This is a genomic window from Corynebacterium pseudotuberculosis, from assembly GCF_002155265.1.
GTDB classification, from domain to species: domain Bacteria; phylum Actinomycetota; class Actinomycetes; order Mycobacteriales; family Mycobacteriaceae; genus Corynebacterium; species Corynebacterium pseudotuberculosis.
Genome location: NZ_CP021251.1, coordinates 86,697 through 105,020, shown reverse-complemented (window position 1 = coordinate 105,020; position 18,324 = coordinate 86,697). Strand labels below are relative to the sequence as shown.

The following is an 18,324-nucleotide window of genomic DNA, read 5'->3' as shown; positions in this document are numbered from 1 at the left end:
GAAAGATTCCTATGCTGAACGCAGTGGGCAAAGCCCAAAACATCCTCCTCCTCGGTGGCACATCCGAGATCGGCCTAGCTATCGTAAACGAGTTCCTGACTCACGGTCCCGCACACGTCACCCTTGCTGCGCGCAAGGATTCGCCGCGTATCGACGCCGCCGTGAAGGACATCGAATCAGCTGGCGCATCCGCCGTTGAGGTTATCGACTTCGACGCAACTGCCTTTGATACGCACGCCGATGTCATCGACCAGGCTTTCCTTCTCGGAGACGTCGACGTAGCCATCGTGGCCTTTGGCACTCTTGGGGACCAAGAAGAACTTTGGCAGGACCAGTCCAAGGCTGTGGCCAGTGCCGAGACCAACTACACCGCACCGGTATCCGTTGGTGTACTCCTCGCGGAGAAGTTCAAGGCCCAAGGCCACGGCACTATCGTTGCCCTGTCCTCTGTTGCAGGTCAGCGTGTTCGCCGCTCCAACTTTGTTTATGGTGCTTCCAAGGCTGGCATGGACGGCTTCTACGTCAACCTAGGCGAGGCCCTTCGCGATTATGGCGTCAACGTCCTTGTCGTACGCCCAGGTCAGGTGCGTACCAAGATGTCCGCTGATGCGGGAGAGGCTCCACTCACGGTGGATCGCGAGGACGTAGCTAAGGCAACTGTCCAAGCGGTTTTGTCCGGAAAGAGCTCCATCTTCGTTCATCCACTGTTCGAATATGTCTCGCTTGTTTTCAAGTTTATTCCTCAGGCGATCTTCCGAAAGCTACCGTTCTAGCAAAATGCTCTAGCCGCCGTGCAGTGCACGGCGGCTTTGTGTTTTAGCAGCAAAAACAGTGATGCTTGTCACTAAAAACGCTGTAACCGGCAAGAATATCAATGGCTTTTCTTAAAGGTCTTAAGAGCGTATGACACACTGTTCTCTATGATCAATCGTGCCCGCAACGCAGATTCCCAACCGCCGAAAGACGACTCGGAAGCGCCGCACGCCTCTGCTGCAGCCAGCGACCCATTTCCGGTGATGCTCAAACACCCCGACAAGGACAACCTACGGGACAAAAGCTACGACTTTGACTACACCCCTGACATCCAAGATGGTCCGCACACTCTGTTCGGAATAGTCGCTGCAATCCTGGGAGGTGGGCTCTTTACCTTCATCTCCTGGTACATACTCAAGCAAGTCAATCTCCCAGCCTTTGGCCCTTCTCTGGTTACACGTGCACTGGCCACTTTCTGCACACTTCTTGTTGTTGTTGCGGTCACGGCACTCATGATCTGGTGGGTTCATTATGAGAAGACAAACCAAGAGCGTCCCCGTTGGTTTACCTGGCTCACCTACGCCCTGACCTATTTATCCCCGGCAGGTCTAGTAGTGGCTTCCCTCGGGATACCGCTATCCCCGACCAAGCTCTACCTTGACGGACTAACCGTAGATCAAGTTTTCCGCACCCAATACATGACGCGGCTTACAGATTCTTGGCAGCTCACCGATATGAACTATATCGATCTTCCAGCGTATTACCCCGGCGCATGGTTCTGGTTTGGCGGCAGACTGGGAGCTCTCCTCGGGCTTCCTGGGTGGGAAGTCTTCCAGCCATATTCGCTCATCTCTCTCAGCATGGCAGGCTGCCTCCTCGTCCCGATATGGCAGCGTCTCGTTGGGAGCTTGCCCGTAGCTACCGGCATAGCGCTAGTAACCACTACTATTGCGCTCGTTATGTGTGCGGAAGAACCCTACGCATGCATTATCGCAATGGGCATACCAGCCGCAGTTATTATCGGTCGTCGTGCATTGTCGGGACGCAAAAGCGCCATGCTTGCGATTATTTTCTATCTGGGTGTTTCTGCATCTATGTACACCCTCTATACAGCTATTATCGCGCTGAGCCTGATCGCTATCACTGGTGTTATTTCCGCATTAATGCTGCGTTCTTGGAAGCCCATTGGGCGCATCGTCACCATTGGTGTTTCTTCTATGGCTATCGCCGCTATCGCGTGGGGCCCGTACTTTGTTTTCATTTTAAGCGGCAACCACACCTCAGGTGCTACCGCTTCCCATTTCCTCCCCGTTGAAGGCACGGAAATCCCGCTTCCTATGTTTGCAGCCAGCATTGTGGGAATTCTCTGCATGCTAGGCCTGATCTACCTATTGGCTCGAGCGGCGGATCCAGACATCAACTCCCTAGGCGTTGCCGTCGTGGTTGCTTACATCTGGGTCATAGCCTCCATGGCTGTTACGCTCACGGGCTCTACTCTCCTTGGCTTCCGCCTAGATCCTGTGGTCACAGTTCTTCTAGCCACCGCAGGTGTACTGGCCATAGCGGATTTCCGCCTTGTAGGAATTCACCGCCTCTATCCCGTGCAATTCTCTGCTAGCACTTCACGGCAAATCACAATGGTCATTGCCATTGTGATCGCCCTTGGCGGCATCAAATATGCCCAGGATATTCCCGCAAAACACTCGCATTCTATTGACCATGCTTATTCCAGCACAGATGGTAACGGTGAGCGCGCTGACCGTTACCCGGCTGATGCCACGCAGTACTATGCCGAGATTGACAAAATCCTGCGGGGAAACGGCTCACTTCCACGCGAGACTGTAGTTCTCACAGATGAGATGAACTTCATGGCTTATTACCCCTACCACGGTTTCCAGGCCTTCACCTCACACTATGCAAATCCTCTTGGGGAATTTAATGAGCGGAATAAAACCATAGAGCAATGGGCAATGGACAGCTGGCAGCAGCTCAAAGACCCCAAAGCGTTTGACCGCGCATTGCACGCCACCCCATGGCGGGCACCCGATGCTTTTGTTTTCCGCGCCGATTCCACGGAAGAAAGTTCAAGCGGTTGGAACTTTGACCTTGCGGAGGATATCTATCCCAACAATCCCAATGTCCGTTTCCGCGGAGTAAAAATCAACCCGGAGGTCTTCACAGGCAAAGACTCTCCCTGGAAAGTCGATCAGGTAGGACCATTTGTGGTGGTGACCCGTGGATAAGCATGACGTAGACTCGGATTTCGTGTCTAGTTCAGTTTCGCAGAAAGTTAAAACGCTAAAGCTTTTGGCGGTTTTATCGGGTGTTCTCGGCTTCATACTCTTCCTCTTGACGCCGTTTATGCCGGTCAATCAGGTGCAGTCTTCTCTGTCCTGGCCGCAGAATGGAAACCTTAATAGCGTTAACGCTCCTTTGATGAGTTATTCTCCTCAGGAACTTAACGCAGTCATCCCGATTAGCGCTTCTGAAAAACTCCGCCCAGGTCAAAGCCTCATCGTGGGAACCTTGCCGGAGGACAGCGAAGATGCCGCAGCGCGCGGGCTCTTCGTGCGTTCTTCCGACGGCGGAATCCAGATAACATCCCGTGGCGAGCTCGTCTTCGAGTTGACTGCAGATGAACTCAAAAAACTGCCTGCCGACGCAAAAGTCAGCGTCTCTTCCACCAAGGACGCGACTACTGCTTCCGTGGGCGAGTACAGCGGTTCTATAGATGAAGACAAGCGTCCACAGATCACAGGACTGTATTCCGAGCTCGACTCCCAGGCTGCTGACAGCCTCAGCAGCGCGCTTAAGGTCGACGTAGAGATTAATTCTCGCTTCACCACCTCCCCTACCGCAGCAAAGTACACGACCATGTGGCTCGGCGGGGCGATGACCGTTATTGCGCTTGTCTGCTTGGGGCTGCTAGACCTGCAAGACAATAAAAAGGTGCGTTTCCTCCAACACGGCGCTTGGCGCCCTCGGGGACTCGACGCCATTGTTGTCGCGATCCTAGGTTTCTGGTATTTCATCGGCGCCAATACCTCTGATGATGGCTTCATCCTTACAATGGGGCGGATTGCTGCGCACGCTGACTATATGGCCAATTATTACCGTTGGTTTGGTGTTCCGGAATCGCCCTTCGGCGCACCTTATTATGACCTTCTGGGTCTTATGTCGCATGTCTCCACATCTTCTATCTGGATGAGACTTCCGTCCCTCATCGCCGCCCTTATCGTGTGGTTCGCCCTCTCCCGCGAGGTTCTCCCGCGTCTGGGCGAAAAAATTGCTGGAAGACGCGTCTCCCAATGGACCATGGCCTTTGTGTTCCTCGCCTTCTGGTTGGCTTATAACAATGGTCTGCGCCCAGAACCAATCATTGCTGCCGGCACCCTGCTCACGTGGCTGTCATTCGAGGTTGCTATCAAGACCGAACGGCTCCTTCCTGCTGCAGTAGGAACGCTTCTCGCTGCTTTTACCCTTGCTTGTGGCCCCACCGGTCTCATGGCCGTTGCCTGCTTGCTGGCTGGTTTGTCGTATTTGATCCGCATTATTTACCGCCGTATACCGCTTCTAGGCGGCAAGCCCGCATTCAACATCGCGGCTATGGTCGCGCCTTTTGCAGCCGCCGGAACTGCAGTCTTGGTTGCTGTTTTTGGCGATCAAACTCTGATGAACGTCTTCGAGTCCATCCATGTCCGCTCAGAGACGGGACCGTCGTTAAGCTGGTACAACGAGTTCGCCCGTTACCAGGTACTCATGCAGCAAACCGTCGATGGTTCTTTTGCCAGAAGAATCGGCGTCTTTTTCACCTTCATCTCTATTGCCCTCGTGCTCACCTCCATTCTGCGTAACGGAAAGGTTCCTGGGAGCAACAAGGGTCCGGTCTTCCGACTGTTGCTGGCCATGGTGGGAACCCTGTTCTTTATGATGTTCACGCCCACCAAGTGGACTCACCACTTTGGCGTATGGGCTGGCATCGCAGCGGCTCTAGCGGGGGTCGGCGCGGTGGCACTCTCCCATATGGCTTTGCGTGCCCCTCGGTCACGTACCCTTCTTACAGGCGGAATACTCTTCGTCTTTGCCTTCGCGCTCTCCGGCACAAACGGATGGTGGTACACATCTAGCTACAGCGTGCCCTGGTGGGATAAGACGATTCAGATCCATGAGATCGAAGCGTCTACCGTCATGTTGGTTATTTCCCTCGTTGTGTTGGGCATAGGCGTTTTGCAGTCCTTTAAAAAGGATGTGGCAGAGGAACGCGGTGAGGCTCCCGTGGACTTCCGCAAACAGCGCTTTGAAGGCCTCGCAGCTGCCCCTATTGCGATACTCAGCATCCTCGCCGTAGCGTTTTCTATGGCGTCCCTGGGCAAAGGTTTTCTCTCGCAATACCCCGCCTACTCCGTCGGATTAGGCAACCTGCGGGCAGCCGCGGGCAATACTTGCAACCTTGCTAACGACGTCCTCGTGGAGGCAAACACCAACGAGTCCTTCCTCCAGCCGCTGCACAGCAGTCTGGGAGAATCACTCACTTTTGGCAAGAATCGGGCATTTGATCCCAACCACATTTCCTCCGAGGCCTACACAGAAGAAAACAAGTCTTCTTCTAGCACCGCGGGAACCGCCAACAGCACGGACACCACCGAGACCACTACCGAGGGCAAGGAACACCGCGCAGCTGTGGGCGTAAACGGTTCCACCGCGCAGCTTCCCTTTAATTTGGATTACACTCGTGTGCCGGTTCTTGGCTCTTGGACCAGCGGCGAGCAACACTACGCAGAAGCTATCTCCGATTGGTATAAGCTGCCGGAGCGCAGTGAGTCTGCCCCTGTCATCGCGGTTTCTGCTGCGGGAAGCATCGAGCATCTCGACCTGGATGGGATCAAAAAAGAGGGCCAGAAGCTGATCATCGAGTACGGAACCGCCTCCAATGGGAAGGTTGACATGCTCGGTGAAAAGCAAATGCTTGATATCGGACCTGACCTTAAATGGCGTAACCTGCGTCTTCCGCTTTCAGAGCTCCCCGAGGAAGCCAACGTTATCCGTATCCACGCAACAGATGGCAACCTCAGCCCTGATGAATGGCTAGCGTTTACCCCGCCGCGTGTTCCCACGCTGGAGACGCTAAATGACGTCTACACCTCAGAAACCCCCGGGCTGCTCGACTGGGCGGTGCCGCTGCAGTTCCCCTGCCAGCGCACTTTCAACCACTATGCAGGCGTAGCAGAAATTCCTAAATTCCGTATTTCCGCCGACGCAGAAGGCCGCGCTTCTGGAGCCTCTTTCCAAGACTACTTTGGCGGCGGTGTCACCGGAATTGCGGAAGCCGTGAATTATAGCTACCAGCTTCCGAGCTACTCCAAGAATGATTGGCAACGCGATTGGGGATCCATCGAGGTCTACCATCCACGCCCCAACTCGCAGGGCAAAGAGCCTGATCTAGCTCAGATCACCACAGAGACTGTTACTCGATCAGGACTCTGGTACCCCGGTCCAATGAATATCAACACGGACCACTAAAAGCTCCCTAGTGCGCTTTTAGCCATTCCTTGGCAATCAGCGCACTGGGGAGCTGTTCTGTCACGGAACGCGTATTCAGCTGGATCAAATCCTGGGTGGTAAGTTGTGCGTTCACTTTATTAAGCACTGCCGCAGCGTCTGCATCTAATTTTTTATTAGCCAACGGCACTACTCGTGACGCAAGGAACTGCCCTTTGGGATCCTCAAGACTTACCAGATTATTTGCAGCAATAGAGGGGTCCGCACTGTAAATAATCGCCAGTTGGATATCACCGTCTTTGAGAGCTTTGACTGTCAGCGGCCCACCGGAGTCCTCAATAGGAGTAAAGGCAGCATCCACCCCATAGACGCTTTTTAGGCCTTTGGGTCCGTTGGGGCGATCCTCCGCCTCTGAGTTTGCCCCCAAGGTTATGTTCTTAACCTTGGCCAGATCCTGAATAGACTTTATCCCGTGTTCCTCCGAGTATTGCTTAGTCACAACATAAGAATCCTGGTCCGAAGCCTCTGCTTGATTCAGGACTTGCAAACTCGAGGGAAGCGCAGATTGCAGCTCTGCGTATACAGCTTCTGGTAGCCGCGCTGTGGTATCTGGTTTCCAATATTGCAGCAGCGGCCCTGAGTATTCAGGGAACACATCTATGGATCCGTTTTCCACCTCAGACATATAGACTTCTCGCTGTCCGATCTGAAACTGCCTGTCTACTTTATGCCCGGCCTTTTCCAACGCTTGCGCATAGATCTCAGCGATGACCTCATTGGAATAATACGTCTGAGATCCAATAACAATCGCGTCTGAGTCAGTTCTACCGCCATCCACAGATTCAATAGAGCCACAAGCTGTAAGACACATCGCGACTCCCAGTACAGCAATGCGTTTATTCATCGTTCCTCACTTGGCTTACTAACGTCAAAGGAGAGTTCATGCGGATCATGCCAAAATCAGCGGTGGCGTCTCTATGGCATCTAATCCAAAGATAAATAACAAGGGGATAGAGGCACAGCGACACCACGATCACGTTGATGATAGTGCCGAGATCACCCTCCCATGTGAGGTTCCAGCAGAAATGGAAAGTAAAGGCCACAAGCAGAGCCGCACCTGCGACCTGAAGTCGACGGAAGCGATCCCACCCGTATGTAAACACGGCTAGCCCGATGCCATATCCGGCTATTGCCGTGAAAAATACGTGGAGACCAGGTCCCGCCAGAGTTCTTAGTCCCCAGGAAGATAGCGCTCCAGGAACGTCAGAATTGGCATCCGACATCCCCTCAATAACCCCGTACATCAGGTTTTCAAAGATTTCAAACCCTAAGCCGACCATGCCGCCGGTAACAAACCCATGCCAAGGACGGCTGATTTTAGAAAACGTAAACAGTATGAGAAGAACACCGAGAGCTTTAGAAATTTCCTCAGGATATGCCCCACCAAAGGACGCACTCACCATCTTCCAACCCAATTTTTCCGTTAAATCAATAATGGGTTGAGAGGAAGCCATAACCAGGGCAAAAGAAGAGCAGGCGCCCCAACAAAGGGAGGTCACGTACCATTTCCAGCCTGCCTTAGGCCACATAGGAGACACCCGGAATATCAGGGTTCCCACTATTAAGTATGCCACTCCGCAAAGCAGTCCCACAGCCGATCCGCTAGGAGAAAGTAATACGTAAGCGCCTAAATAAAAGAGAGACACTGGGGCTGAAATACCAATGATCGCCCACATCACCCAGGAAATGGACGCTGGGTGGGTGGCTGATTTTATAGGTCCTACCAACGAGGTGTTCACGCGGTGGCTCCCTTCACTGCATAATTTTGAAAATTCTTCGCGATGAGTTGTACGGCGTTATCCGTATCTGGCCCCGTGACAAGAACGAACAAGGTCTTCTGTTCATCCTCTCCCTGCACTGCAAGGCTTAAGCCCACTTGGCTAGCCCCTTCAATGATCCTAATATTTCCCTCACGGAATATTTTTGCGTCTTTGGGCAATGGAACCTTGGCGTTCAAACGCATCATCCGCCTAAGCGTGTGGTCCTGGTCCGTACTGCCATCAACCACCATCGAGTTAATTCTGGTGCCTTCACAATCCCATTGAGGCTGGAATAAATCGGACATTTCCTCTTTGCATTGCAGGTGTGCACCGTCGTCTAACACCACTGGAAGCTCAAAACTATCTTTTTTTCCTAAGATCACATTCTTCAATTTGAAATCAATGCTGGGGACCACAGCATTGAGCGCAGCGGGGAGGACAAGCAGCAGAGTGACCACTACGGCAACGAGCCACCAGGATTTTGCCGACATCGCAGGCCGGAACTGGAAGTAAGACATACTGTTCAAACTACCTTCTTCATCGAACATTCGATATATCCTTGGGGCATGACTTCTCAGCAACCTTTAATGAAGGATCTGTACCGTTTTGTTAATGGCGAGTGGTTAGACACTCACGTTATCCCCGAAGATCGAGGCGTGGACGGGACATTCCATAGCCTCCGCGATCAGGCAGAGGTCGATGTTCATGAGCTGGTTAAATCCTCGAGTTCACGGGCAGGAAAACTTTATGCCTCCTTCATGGATGTCCCCGGAATCGAGGCAGCTGGAGTAGCTGCTATCGATGAAGATTTGGATCGTCTGAAAGTAGAAACCACAAACGAACTCGCCACGGCTTTGGGCGAGCTCGATCGTTTAGGTGTTGGCGGCCCCGTTAGTTTTTGGGTAGCCAAAGATTCCGATGGTAGCGATTCGGTAGCCTACATCGTTCAGTCTGGGCTTGGGCTTCCCGATGAGGCTTATTATCGAGAGCATCCGGACATGCTCGAATCATATAAAGCGCATGTTACTACGATGCTAGGTTTTCTCGACCCACAGCGGCTCGGCGGACTACCGGCCGAGGAAGCTTCAGAGCGCATCGTGGCGCTTGAGACGGACATAGCACGGGGTCATTGGGATGTAGTAAGCACCCGAGACGCGCTAAAAACCTTTAATCCGACCGAGTTTTCCGAGCTTCCGGAGAACGTCGCAACGCTTCTACGGGCCGCACGACTTCCTGAATCCCGCGTAATCGTCATGATGCCCTCCTACTTGGATCACATAAATACGCTACTTTCTGAGCGTATCGACGATTGGAAGCTGCTTACTACCTGGCACATCCTCCATGCGCGCGCAGGAGTGCTCACCCCTGAAATCTCGCGCGCAGACTTCGCATTCTTTGGCACCACCCTTTCCGGCGCTACCCAGCAGCGTGACCGTTGGAAGCGTGCTGTCGGACTCGCAGAAAGTTTTGTTGGCGAGGAAATCGGTGAGGTCTTTGTTAAAGAACACTTCCCGGCCTCCTCTAAAAAAGATATGGCGACTTTGGTTGACTACCTCATCGCTGCGTACCGGGAGCGCATTGAGCATCTGCAGTGGATGACACCAGTAACCCGCAAGCGAGCACTGGAAAAACTGGATAAATTCAACGCCAAGATCGGCTACCCAGACACCTGGCGCGATTATGGCGATCTAGAGTTCTCCGACGCTGGCCAAGATCTTCTCCGCAACGTCCGTACAGGTTCCGCTTATGCCCATGACTACGAGCTCTCCAAGTTAGGCAAGCCCGCGGACCGCTCTGAATGGGTAACCACGCCGCAAACCGTCAATGCGTTTTATAACCCTGTGGTCAATGACATCACTTTCCCCGCTGCGATCTTACGGGCGCCGTTCTACTCGCCCACGGCGGATGCCGCCGAAAACTTTGGCGCAATCGGTGCAGTCATCGGGCATGAAATTGGCCATGGTTTTGATGACCAAGGCAGCCAATACGACGGCGACGGCAACCTGCACTCCTGGTGGACCGAGGAGGACCGCGAGGCCTTTACCCAACTCACCTCAAAGCTCGTCGAGCAATTCGACGGCCTAGTCCCTTCTGTGCTTAAGGAATCCACCGGCGTTAACGGAAAATTCACGCTCGGAGAAAATATCGGAGACCTCGGCGGCCTAGGCATAGCAGTAGTCGCTTATCAGCGCTACCTAGCCGACCACGGGGAGGACACGACAGGACTCCAACGCCTCTTCCTGTCATGGGCCCGCATCTGGCGCACAGCAATACGCCCTGAACTGGCAGAACAATACTTGGCCATAGATCCGCACTCGCCAGCAGAGTTCCGCTGCAACGTCATTGCAGGCAACATCGCTGAGTTCTATCAGACCTTTAACGTTCCAGAAGACTCCCCGATGTGGATCGCACCGGAAAAACGCGTCACAATCTGGTAACCCCGGCGTACCATGGGCCGCATGGATGAACGCAAAGAATTTGAAGTCGGCGGCAAAGATCGGAAGCTGAGTCCCGAAGAACAACTGGAACAGCTTTCCACATACATAGCGGCCCACTATGAACGCCCTGCGATGAATCCCCCATGGTCAGACTCCCCCACTGACCCGCTTGTTCTTGATACTTACGACGCCCGCCTCGCCGACCGGATCACTCATGCCTCCATGTTGATGCTCGGCTCCGCTCTGGATCACACCACGCCGGGCGTCGCTTTTAGCGACGGCGTGACCACCGAGGATGTCCCCAACGGTCAGATAATTCGTCCCGCGCACCCAACCGGCGTATGGGGTATTTCACTCCATCCTGGTGGTTGGTGGAAAGGCTCAGGAACCGCCTTGGAAAATGCCTGGCGCCCAGAAGTCGCAGCCGTGGCTAATCTCTCCGGCATCACATTCCTCGATCTTGACTATCCCCTCCTCCCCGATCACACGGTTTCCGATGCAATCGCCTCGGTTCGCCGCGCCGCCCAATGGGTACGCAGCATGAATCCGCCGCGCCTCGTGGCATGGGGATACTCTTCAGGGGCCGCATTAGCCGCCCTCACAAGTGACCTTTGGGACGCGCAAGCACTTACTTTTCCGCACTTAACCCTCGATTACCTCCCAACGCACTTATGCGATGCAGAATTTCCACAGGTTTTCCCGCCTACTTTTCTACAGGTAGCCACGCAGGATTCCGTTGCTGATCGCTACCCGTGGGCAGAGGCTCAGTCGCAGGTCAAGGAGTATGTCTCTGAACACAGGGTAGCTACTCCAGAGGTCATGCGAGAGCGGGTAAAAGACGTAGCCGATTTCCTTGTGATTAGTAACACATAAATTTTCCCTTGTTTTGTTCTGTACGATCTTTAGTCACCTACTACCAAAGGATAAAAATGACTGGAGTTGAATATCTATACTGGGAGTTTCTTGGAACAACCATCCTGCTCTTAATGGGCAACGGCGTCTGCGCGCTGGTCACTCTCCGGACCTCAGCGGGACGCAATGCAGGCTGGCTTACCATCGCCTTTGGCTGGGGCCTAGCTGTCTTCGCGGGTGCAAGCATCGCCAATCCTTCAGGAGGCCATCTCAACCCCGCAGTAACCCTCATGCTCGCCGTCAAAGGCAGTGTCGCATGGAACTTGGTTCCGTGGTACTTCGCGGGACAAATGCTCGGCGGTATCTTCGGCGCATTCCTTTGCTGGGCGGCATTTAAGCAGCTTTTCGACGCTAACAATTACGACGAAGCCGGAAACCCCGGAGGTAACAAAAACACCGGCGGGATCTTCTTCACCAACCCTGCACACCCCAACAATTTCTGGAATGCAGTCACCGAATTCATCGCAACCTTCGTGCTGCTGGCATTCATCGCTCTCGGACCATCCGGAGATGTTGGACCGCTCAAATACTTCGCTGTTGCGTTCATTGTGGTTTCCATTGGCCTCTCCCTGGGATCGCCCACCGCATATGCAATCAACCCAGCACGCGATCTCGGGCCGCGCATAGCGTACGCGTTCATTCTTCCGATCAAAGACAAAGGCAGCGCAAACTGGTCTTATGCATGGGTACCAATCGTTGCGCCTATGCTTGCTGCCGTCGCCACAGGCTTACTCGCACTATAAGGAGCAACCATGCAATATGTAGCAGCCATCGACCAAGGCACTACTTCAACCCGCTGCATCATCTTTGACCATGACGGCAACCAGGTCTCCGTTGGTCAATATGAACACGAACAAATCTTCCCTCAAAAAGGCTGGGTAGAGCATGACGCCATCGAAATCTGGGACAATACCCGCCGCGCAGTAGGGACCGCCCTTGCAGACAGCGACCTGTCAGCTAAAGACATAGCGGCCCTAGGCATCACTAACCAGCGCGAAACCACAGTGGTCTGGGACAAAAACACCGGCGAGCCCGTGTACAACGCCATCGTGTGGCAAGACACTCGCACCACCTCAATCTGCAAAGAACTCGCTGGTGATGAAGGCGCTGACCGGTGGTACCGCAAGACCGGCCTCCTCATCAATTCTTATCCCGCTGGTCCCAAAATCAAGTGGATTCTAGACAACGTTGACGGCGCCCGCGAGCGAGCCGAGGCAGGAGAACTCCTCTTTGGCACCATCGACACATGGCTCCTCTGGAACCTCACCGGCGGCGCCGATGGCGATGACGGCGCACCGGCATTGCACGCAACCGACGTGACTAATGCTTCCCGCACCCTCCTCATGGATATTGAAAAACTGGAGTGGGACAAAGAACTCTGCAAAGCCATGGATATCCCCATGGAAATGCTCCCTGAGATACGTCCATCAGTCGGCGATTTCCATCAAGTACGTGAACGTGGATCGCTCTCCGGGGTTCCCATTCGATCAATGCTTGGCGACCAACAAGCCGCCATGTTCGGCCAAGGTTGTTTCCGTCCAGGTGAGGCAAAAAACACCTACGGAACAGGCCTCTTCCTGCTCCTCAACACAGGAACCACCCCTAAGTGGTCCGAAAACGGCTTGCTCACCACAGTTTGCTTCCAAATTGAAGGCCAAAAACCGGTCTACGCATTGGAAGGTTCAGTTGCTGCAGGAGGATCGCTAGTCCAGTGGCTGCGCGATAACCTCATGCTTGTCCCCAACGCTCCTATGATCGAGAACATGGCACGCAGCGTTGAAGACAACGGGGGCGTCTATATCGTTCCAGCTTTCTCCGGACTTTTCGCGCCATACTGGCGACAAGACGCCCGAGGCGTCATCGTCGGACTCACTCGCTTTGTTAACCGCAATCACCTAGCTCGCGCCGTTTTGGAAGCAACCGCATACCAAACCCGCGACGTTGCAGACGCCATGGTCGCCGACTCAGATGTGAAGCTCACTGAACTTCGTGTCGACGGCGGAATGACCTACAACGAACTCCTGATGCAGTTCCAGGCAGATATCCTTGGCGTCCCGGTTACTCGCCCTAAAAACGTGGAGACCACGGCCACCGGAGCCGCCTTTGCCGCCGGTTATTCTGTCGGCTACTGGGAAAATCTTGATTTCCTCACTCAGCAAAAAGGCGATTTACACGTCTGGAAGCCTACAATGGATCAGGAAAAAGTCGACGAGCTTTACCACGATTGGAAGCGCGCAGTAAAGCGTTCCCTGAACTGGGAAGAAAATGTAGACGAGTTCTAGGCAGACTTCTCCGCCATCCTTATCCGGTATCCCGCCGACTTGCGTCTGGCGGGAGCCTGATTTTCTTCAGGTGGAACACCCGGTCTATAAAATTTTACGACTCCCGCGTCTCTCTGATAATGCCCTACACCAAAACGAAAATCTCTTCTATCGTTATTGCTGGTGTGGTGGTGTCTACACAATAAAGTTAAATTTTCTAGATCGGTGCGACCACCATCAAACCAAGCTATCAAGTGGTGAACATCGCAATTGGAAGCGGGTTGTTCGCAATTAGGATGCGAACACACTGCCTCTCTTGCCACCAATGCTAAACGCTGGTAGATGCTGGCAGTACGTTTACTCCGCCCCAGTTGTAGTGGAATCCCTTGTTTATCCATAAGGCAAGCAAAGAGATCTTCTCTAAGACCTAGCATCAGAAGGTCGAGAGGAGAAAGCTCAATATCTGTATTTGTGTAGAAGCGCGTAGAGCAATCAGCTTTTTCAAGTTCTTCAATGGTCGTAGACACAATAACAGTCCCTACACCACCATTTTGTTTTGCAATCAAGGAAGAACTCTGGGCCAAGCATTGATGGAAGACATCGACCCGTCGTTGCGCCCATGTCCGCTTATCTTCTTCCGGAGCAACCGACGATGCAACCCCTTTTCGCCTCGCAGGGCTAAGCAAAGATTTAAGAAGAACACCCGTAGCCGGTGGTAAATAACCACTCACATATACCCCACCATCTTTGTCCGGTTTGCTTATGGTGATTTTTCTCCTTTTAAGCGCAGCATAGGGGTCTGGATCAGCCTTACGATTAAGCTCCTTCACACGATTTCTCGTGTATTGCCCAAGAGCTTCTGCACCCATGCCTTGTGCTTTCGCGATAAATTCCGCCCGTAACTGATAAGTCTCTAGCTCAGTGTTTTTCTTTAGGCTCCGCAATTCTCGGTCAATGATCTTTATTTTTTCAATTTTTGTTCTTGCTGCATTCTCTCGAATATCTTCTCCCATCGGAGAAGCAAAAAGACTAATGCCCCGCGTAAGTCTTTCCCGAGCTTCTGATAAAGAAAGATCTAAACCATTAACAAGAAAATCGACGGATTTTTGCTCCCAACGAGCGTTCCCGCATTGTTAATATGAGCACAATAGGCCACAAAGGCATCGCTATAAGCTTTAAAGGAAAAAGCCTGCTCTAGTTTTACAAAGGAATCGGCCATTTCAGAGAAGTTAATTTCCTCCGGTGACGTCAGAAGTTTACGCAAAGAATCAATATCATCCGCGATCCGATCAATAGCTTTAGATATATCTTGCGCAAACACGACTTCCCCCCTTATATAATCCCCTCCATTATAGAACAAATTTGCTACAAATCGCAACCCCATCGGGATTCTTTCATGAAAACCCTTTTTCCATTGTGCGCAATATTTTCCAAATCCCAGTAATGAACAGCACGATCAACCAGATGGCTACTCCCATCCGATCTCACAACCCGCCACCAAGCTGTTAGATGTCCAACGGTCGCCATGATTTTCCCAACTTGCCGTGGACCGATACCTACGATTTCCGCAATATCCCCATAAGAAAGCACGCGGCCAACGGGTATTCCGTCGACCACGTCAAGAACTTTCGAGCTGAGATCATCGAGCTCATACATTTATTTAAATCCCAAATTGGCTGAGATCAATTCCCTCAAGAGGATCAGATTCACGGCCTTCTTCCACAGCTTCTTCTACTTCGCATATTGTCACTGTGGCTCCCGTAGAATCGGAAATGATGCTCATCAAACCAAATTCCGAGGCAAAAGGCTCACGAATCACTTCTCCGCCGAATTCCTTTGTCTTCCTCACTGCTTCATCCATGTTAGAGACGCCCAGATAGGTCTGCCAAAAACTAGGGACTTGAGGCGGGAACTGCCCTTCCGCGTTAAAAATGCCAGCAAAAGCACCGCCATCAGTTTCTGCTGTGGTGTACTCAAAATTATGATCAGAGTCCACCGTTGCCGTAGTCCAATTGAACAGAGAAGGATAAAACTTCACCGCTTTGGCGTAGCCTGTAGTGCACGTTAATTCATGCCAAACTGGCGTTCCTGGCTCGCCAGCCGCAATGAAGGCTTCCTCCCCAGCAGGCTGGATTAATCCAAAAAGTGCACCTGAATTATCCACGACAATGGACATAAGACCGAGCCGTACTTCCATCGGCGCCGCGAGCACACGCCCACCCAGCTTTTCGACGCCCTCACAATCAGCATGAATGTTATCTGTCAGGAAATAAGTCACCCAGGTATCAGCTTGTTGCTGGTCCTCAGGCCTTTTAATGAATCCCGCTACTGGGAGGCCTTGCACACGAGCGAGATAATAATCCTGGCCAAACTCTTCAATCTCCCATCCCAACACTTGGGTATAGAAGTATGTTGACTTACGCAGGTCACTGGACGTTAGGTCAATCCAATATGGCATCCCCGACGCAGCTTGGAAGGCTGGCATTAGATGTTCCTCCATACTTCCGGATCAAAGTCGTCATCAGCTGTCTTTTCATCAAAGTAGTCGTCTTCTTCGGCTGTGGTTTTAACGCGGGCGCAGAGCGTTCCTACGCAGACCACGTCTCCGTCGCGAAGCTTCTTGCCGCGGCGAGTATCCACGGCGCCGTTCACCGTGACCTCGCCGTTCGCGATAACTTCCTTCGCAATGCCGCCGGTCTCTACAAGACTAGCGAGTTTAATAAATTGACCTAGTTTAATCTCTTGATCACGAATAGTGACATCCTGCGCTTGCATGATGCCTAGTCTATCGTGCCTCTCACCACCTAGTGGTTTTAAGCAAAGCGCACTGCAGTGCCTGTTGCAGAAACCATCATCATTCCGTTATCTGATCCGAGAGTTTGATAATCAATATCCACACCCACTACGCCTTCTGCCCCAAGCTCAATGGCCCGCTGCACCATTTCCGCTAAAGCTTGTTCTCGTGCGTTTTTTACTTCACCTTCATAAGCTTGGCTCCTACCTCCCACCAGGTTTCTAAAGCCAGCAGTAATGTCTTTGAACACATTAATACCAACGATGGTTTCCCCTGCGACTACCCGTACATATTCAGAAATCTCCCGACCAGAAACAACGCTAGTAGTAGTAACAATCATGGTGTCTCCAAACTTGTCATGCTGAAAAAACCTTCTTCAGCTACTTATTTCGCAGCCCTCCACAAATGATCTGTAAGGACCGTAGCTCTCACCGTACAATTAGACGATCTGATCGCGCGGAGTAATAACCATGCGATCAATATTCATATGCTCAGGCACTGAAGCTACCCACCTGATGGATTCAGCAATATCTTTTGCGGTGAGGTTGAGCTTATCTGCATAAACTGCATCAGCTTTAGCTTGATCACCATGAAAGCGGATAAGCGAAAAGTCTGTTTTAACCCGTCCAGGGTTAATTTCTGTTACCCGTAGATTACGCTGAGCAAACTCGATACGCATCACCTTATTGATAGCAGTAACCCCAAACTTTGCTGCGTTATAACCGGCACCACCTGCATAAGGAGCAATGCCTGCGATGGAACTAATATTTATGATCTGTGCGCCGTCGTGAAGCACATCAAGAAGAGAACGCGTCACCCGAAGCGTGCCAAGTACGTTAGTTTCGTACATCCATTGCCAGTCTGCAATTGATGCTTCCGCTATAGGGTCCAGGCCAAGCGCACCTCCAGCGTTGTTGACCAGGAGGTGACACTGCTGAATGCAGGAAGCAAAATGAGCAACTGACTCATCGCTAGTCACATCTAGTTGTATAGCTTCACCACCAATCTCTGATGCAATGCGGCGCAATCTGTCCATACGACGTGCTGCCACGATGACATACCAGCCATCAGAAGCTAATGCCCTGGCTGTAGCTTCTCCAATTCCAGAAGAACCTCCCGTCACAATTGCGGTCTTTGTCATGCCATCACTCCTTTATTCAGATCCGCGATATCATCAAGCAATTTCGATGCCCCTGCTGGCCTATCATCAATCATCCCAATAGCTTGGCTCAAGGCATAGCAAGTTGTTGGACCGATAAATGTAAATCCGGCTTTCTTCAGTGCTTTTGCCAGTGCCTTTGAAGCATTAGAAACCGTCGGAGTGTCTGCTAACGTAGCTGGCGGCTGATGCTCTTTAGGGGCAAAATCCCAGATAAAAGCGTCTAGGCCTCCGGACGCTCGCAGAGCAATCGTTGCGCGAGCATTAGTTATTACCGCTTCAATTTTGCGACGGTTCCTAATAATTTCAGAACACCCTAACAAGCGAACGATATCCTCTTCCCCAAAACGTGCAACCGTATCTGCATCAAAGTCATAAAACGCTGCTCGAAAAGCATCTCGTTTGCGCAACACGGTAGCCCAACTGAGACCAGATTGAAACGCTTCTAACGATAAACGCTCTAATAAACCCGATTCGGTGTGAACGGGTCTTCCCCATTCATAGTCATAATATTTTCTGAGTAATGGATCTTTTGCCGCCCATTCAGGGCGCACTCGCCCGTCTTCGCCTACAACGAGTCCCTCCGCAAGAACAAGATCTGTGCTCAATGGTGTTGATTTCAGTACATTGCTGGTATCCATGTGCCCACTCTATAAACTCGTTATGACACTCATCCCCCTATACCCCC

18 protein-coding genes are annotated in these 18,324 nt (G+C 52.2%); 7 read left to right on the top strand and 11 right to left on the bottom strand.

The window, feature by feature from the left end; all coding sequences use genetic code 11:
* Nucleotides 1-11: 11 nt before the first annotated feature.
* The 3 genes from dprE2 to CpATCC19410_RS00510 all read left to right on the top strand — a co-directional run bounded on the left by dprE2 (nt 12) and on the right by CpATCC19410_RS00510 (nt 6,273).
* On the top strand, nt 12-773 hold the full coding sequence (dprE2, locus tag CpATCC19410_RS00520; RefSeq protein ID WP_013240963.1) for a decaprenylphospho-beta-D-erythro-pentofuranosid-2-ulose 2-reductase: 762 nt from the start codon (nt 12-14) through the stop codon (nt 771-773).
* Between the two features lie 147 nt (nt 774-920).
* A complete protein-coding gene (locus tag CpATCC19410_RS00515; RefSeq protein WP_013240962.1) occupies nt 921-2,996 on the top strand; it encodes a galactan 5-O-arabinofuranosyltransferase in 2,076 nt (691 codons plus the stop codon).
* Nucleotides 2,989-6,273: an arabinosyltransferase domain-containing protein gene (locus tag CpATCC19410_RS00510; RefSeq protein WP_014300385.1), complete on the top strand. Its 3,285-nt coding sequence runs from the start codon at nt 2,989-2,991 to the stop codon at nt 6,271-6,273. The genes CpATCC19410_RS00515 and CpATCC19410_RS00510 overlap by 8 nt, the downstream gene beginning before the upstream one ends.
* A 7-nt stretch (nt 6,274-6,280) precedes the next feature.
* On the opposite strand, the gene CpATCC19410_RS00505 is transcribed toward CpATCC19410_RS00510, so the two are convergent.
* From CpATCC19410_RS00505 to CpATCC19410_RS00495, 3 genes are read right to left on the bottom strand one after another with little or no spacing between them, the layout of a single operon-like run.
* Complete coding sequence (locus tag CpATCC19410_RS00505) at nt 6,281-7,156, bottom strand: ABC transporter substrate-binding protein (RefSeq protein ID WP_013240960.1); 876 nt, start codon at nt 7,154-7,156, stop codon at nt 6,281-6,283.
* Nucleotides 7,149-8,051 carry a PrsW family intramembrane metalloprotease gene (locus tag CpATCC19410_RS00500; RefSeq protein WP_013240959.1) on the bottom strand — a complete coding sequence of 301 codons (903 nt, stop codon included), beginning with the start codon at nt 8,049-8,051 and terminating at the stop codon, nt 7,149-7,151. Before CpATCC19410_RS00500 ends, CpATCC19410_RS00505 begins: the two co-directional genes overlap by 8 nt.
* Entirely contained in the window at nt 8,048-8,620 is a 573-nt protein-coding gene (locus CpATCC19410_RS00495; protein WP_013240958.1) for a hypothetical protein, read from the bottom strand. Before CpATCC19410_RS00495 ends, CpATCC19410_RS00500 begins: the two co-directional genes overlap by 4 nt.
* 18 nt (nt 8,621-8,638) lie before the next feature.
* Here CpATCC19410_RS00495 and CpATCC19410_RS00490 point away from each other — a divergent pair, with 18 nt between their 5' ends.
* The 4 genes from CpATCC19410_RS00490 to glpK are packed head-to-tail and all read left to right on the top strand — an operon-like array spanning nt 8,639 to nt 13,704.
* On the top strand, nt 8,639-10,510 hold the full coding sequence (locus tag CpATCC19410_RS00490) for a M13 family metallopeptidase (RefSeq protein ID WP_013240957.1): 1,872 nt from the start codon (nt 8,639-8,641) through the stop codon (nt 10,508-10,510).
* A 12-nt stretch (nt 10,511-10,522) separates the two neighbouring features.
* Entirely contained in the window at nt 10,523-11,383 is an 861-nt protein-coding gene (locus tag CpATCC19410_RS00485) for an alpha/beta hydrolase (protein ID WP_013240956.1), read from the top strand.
* 56 nt (nt 11,384-11,439) lie between these two features.
* A complete protein-coding gene (locus tag CpATCC19410_RS00480; protein WP_013240955.1) occupies nt 11,440-12,165 on the top strand; it encodes an MIP/aquaporin family protein in 726 nt (241 codons plus the stop codon).
* Between the two features lie 9 nt (nt 12,166-12,174).
* The gene (gene glpK, locus CpATCC19410_RS00475; RefSeq protein WP_014400907.1) at nt 12,175-13,704 is read left to right on the top strand and encodes a glycerol kinase GlpK; all 1,530 of its coding nucleotides are present in this window, start codon (nt 12,175-12,177) and stop codon (nt 13,702-13,704) included.
* On the opposite strand, the gene CpATCC19410_RS00470 is transcribed toward glpK, so the two are convergent.
* The 8 genes from CpATCC19410_RS00470 to CpATCC19410_RS00435 all read right to left on the bottom strand — a co-directional run bounded on the left by CpATCC19410_RS00470 (nt 13,701) and on the right by CpATCC19410_RS00435 (nt 18,277).
* On the bottom strand, nt 13,701-14,696 hold the full coding sequence (locus CpATCC19410_RS00470; protein WP_013240953.1) for an HNH endonuclease signature motif containing protein: 996 nt from the start codon (nt 14,694-14,696) through the stop codon (nt 13,701-13,703). The two genes, glpK and CpATCC19410_RS00470, sit on opposite strands and share 4 nt — an antisense overlap.
* Before the next feature lie 62 nt (nt 14,697-14,758).
* Nucleotides 14,759-15,004: a hypothetical protein gene (locus CpATCC19410_RS00465; RefSeq protein WP_014300383.1), complete on the bottom strand. Its 246-nt coding sequence runs from the start codon at nt 15,002-15,004 to the stop codon at nt 14,759-14,761.
* A 44-nt stretch (nt 15,005-15,048) separates the two neighbouring features.
* Nucleotides 15,049-15,339 (bottom strand): MGMT family protein, encoded by a 291-nt coding sequence (locus tag CpATCC19410_RS00460; RefSeq protein WP_014522081.1) that lies wholly within the window; start codon nt 15,337-15,339, stop codon nt 15,049-15,051.
* A 4-nt stretch (nt 15,340-15,343) separates the two neighbouring features.
* Nucleotides 15,344-16,168 carry a VOC family protein gene (locus tag CpATCC19410_RS00455; protein WP_013240951.1) on the bottom strand — a complete coding sequence of 275 codons (825 nt, stop codon included), beginning with the start codon at nt 16,166-16,168 and terminating at the stop codon, nt 15,344-15,346.
* Nucleotides 16,168-16,458 (bottom strand): RNA-binding S4 domain-containing protein, encoded by a 291-nt coding sequence (locus CpATCC19410_RS00450; RefSeq protein WP_013240950.1) that lies wholly within the window; start codon nt 16,456-16,458, stop codon nt 16,168-16,170. Before CpATCC19410_RS00450 ends, CpATCC19410_RS00455 begins: the two co-directional genes overlap by 1 nt.
* A gap of 38 nt (nt 16,459-16,496) precedes the next feature.
* Nucleotides 16,497-16,817 (bottom strand): heavy metal-binding domain-containing protein, encoded by a 321-nt coding sequence (locus CpATCC19410_RS00445; protein ID WP_013240949.1) that lies wholly within the window; start codon nt 16,815-16,817, stop codon nt 16,497-16,499.
* A 99-nt stretch (nt 16,818-16,916) separates the two neighbouring features.
* Nucleotides 16,917-17,618, bottom strand: coding sequence for an SDR family NAD(P)-dependent oxidoreductase (locus CpATCC19410_RS00440; RefSeq protein ID WP_013240948.1), 702 nt, complete (start codon nt 17,616-17,618; stop codon nt 16,917-16,919).
* A complete protein-coding gene (locus tag CpATCC19410_RS00435; RefSeq protein WP_013240947.1) occupies nt 17,615-18,277 on the bottom strand; it encodes a DNA-3-methyladenine glycosylase I in 663 nt (220 codons plus the stop codon). Before CpATCC19410_RS00435 ends, CpATCC19410_RS00440 begins: the two co-directional genes overlap by 4 nt.
* Between the last annotated feature and the right edge of the window lie 47 nt (nt 18,278-18,324).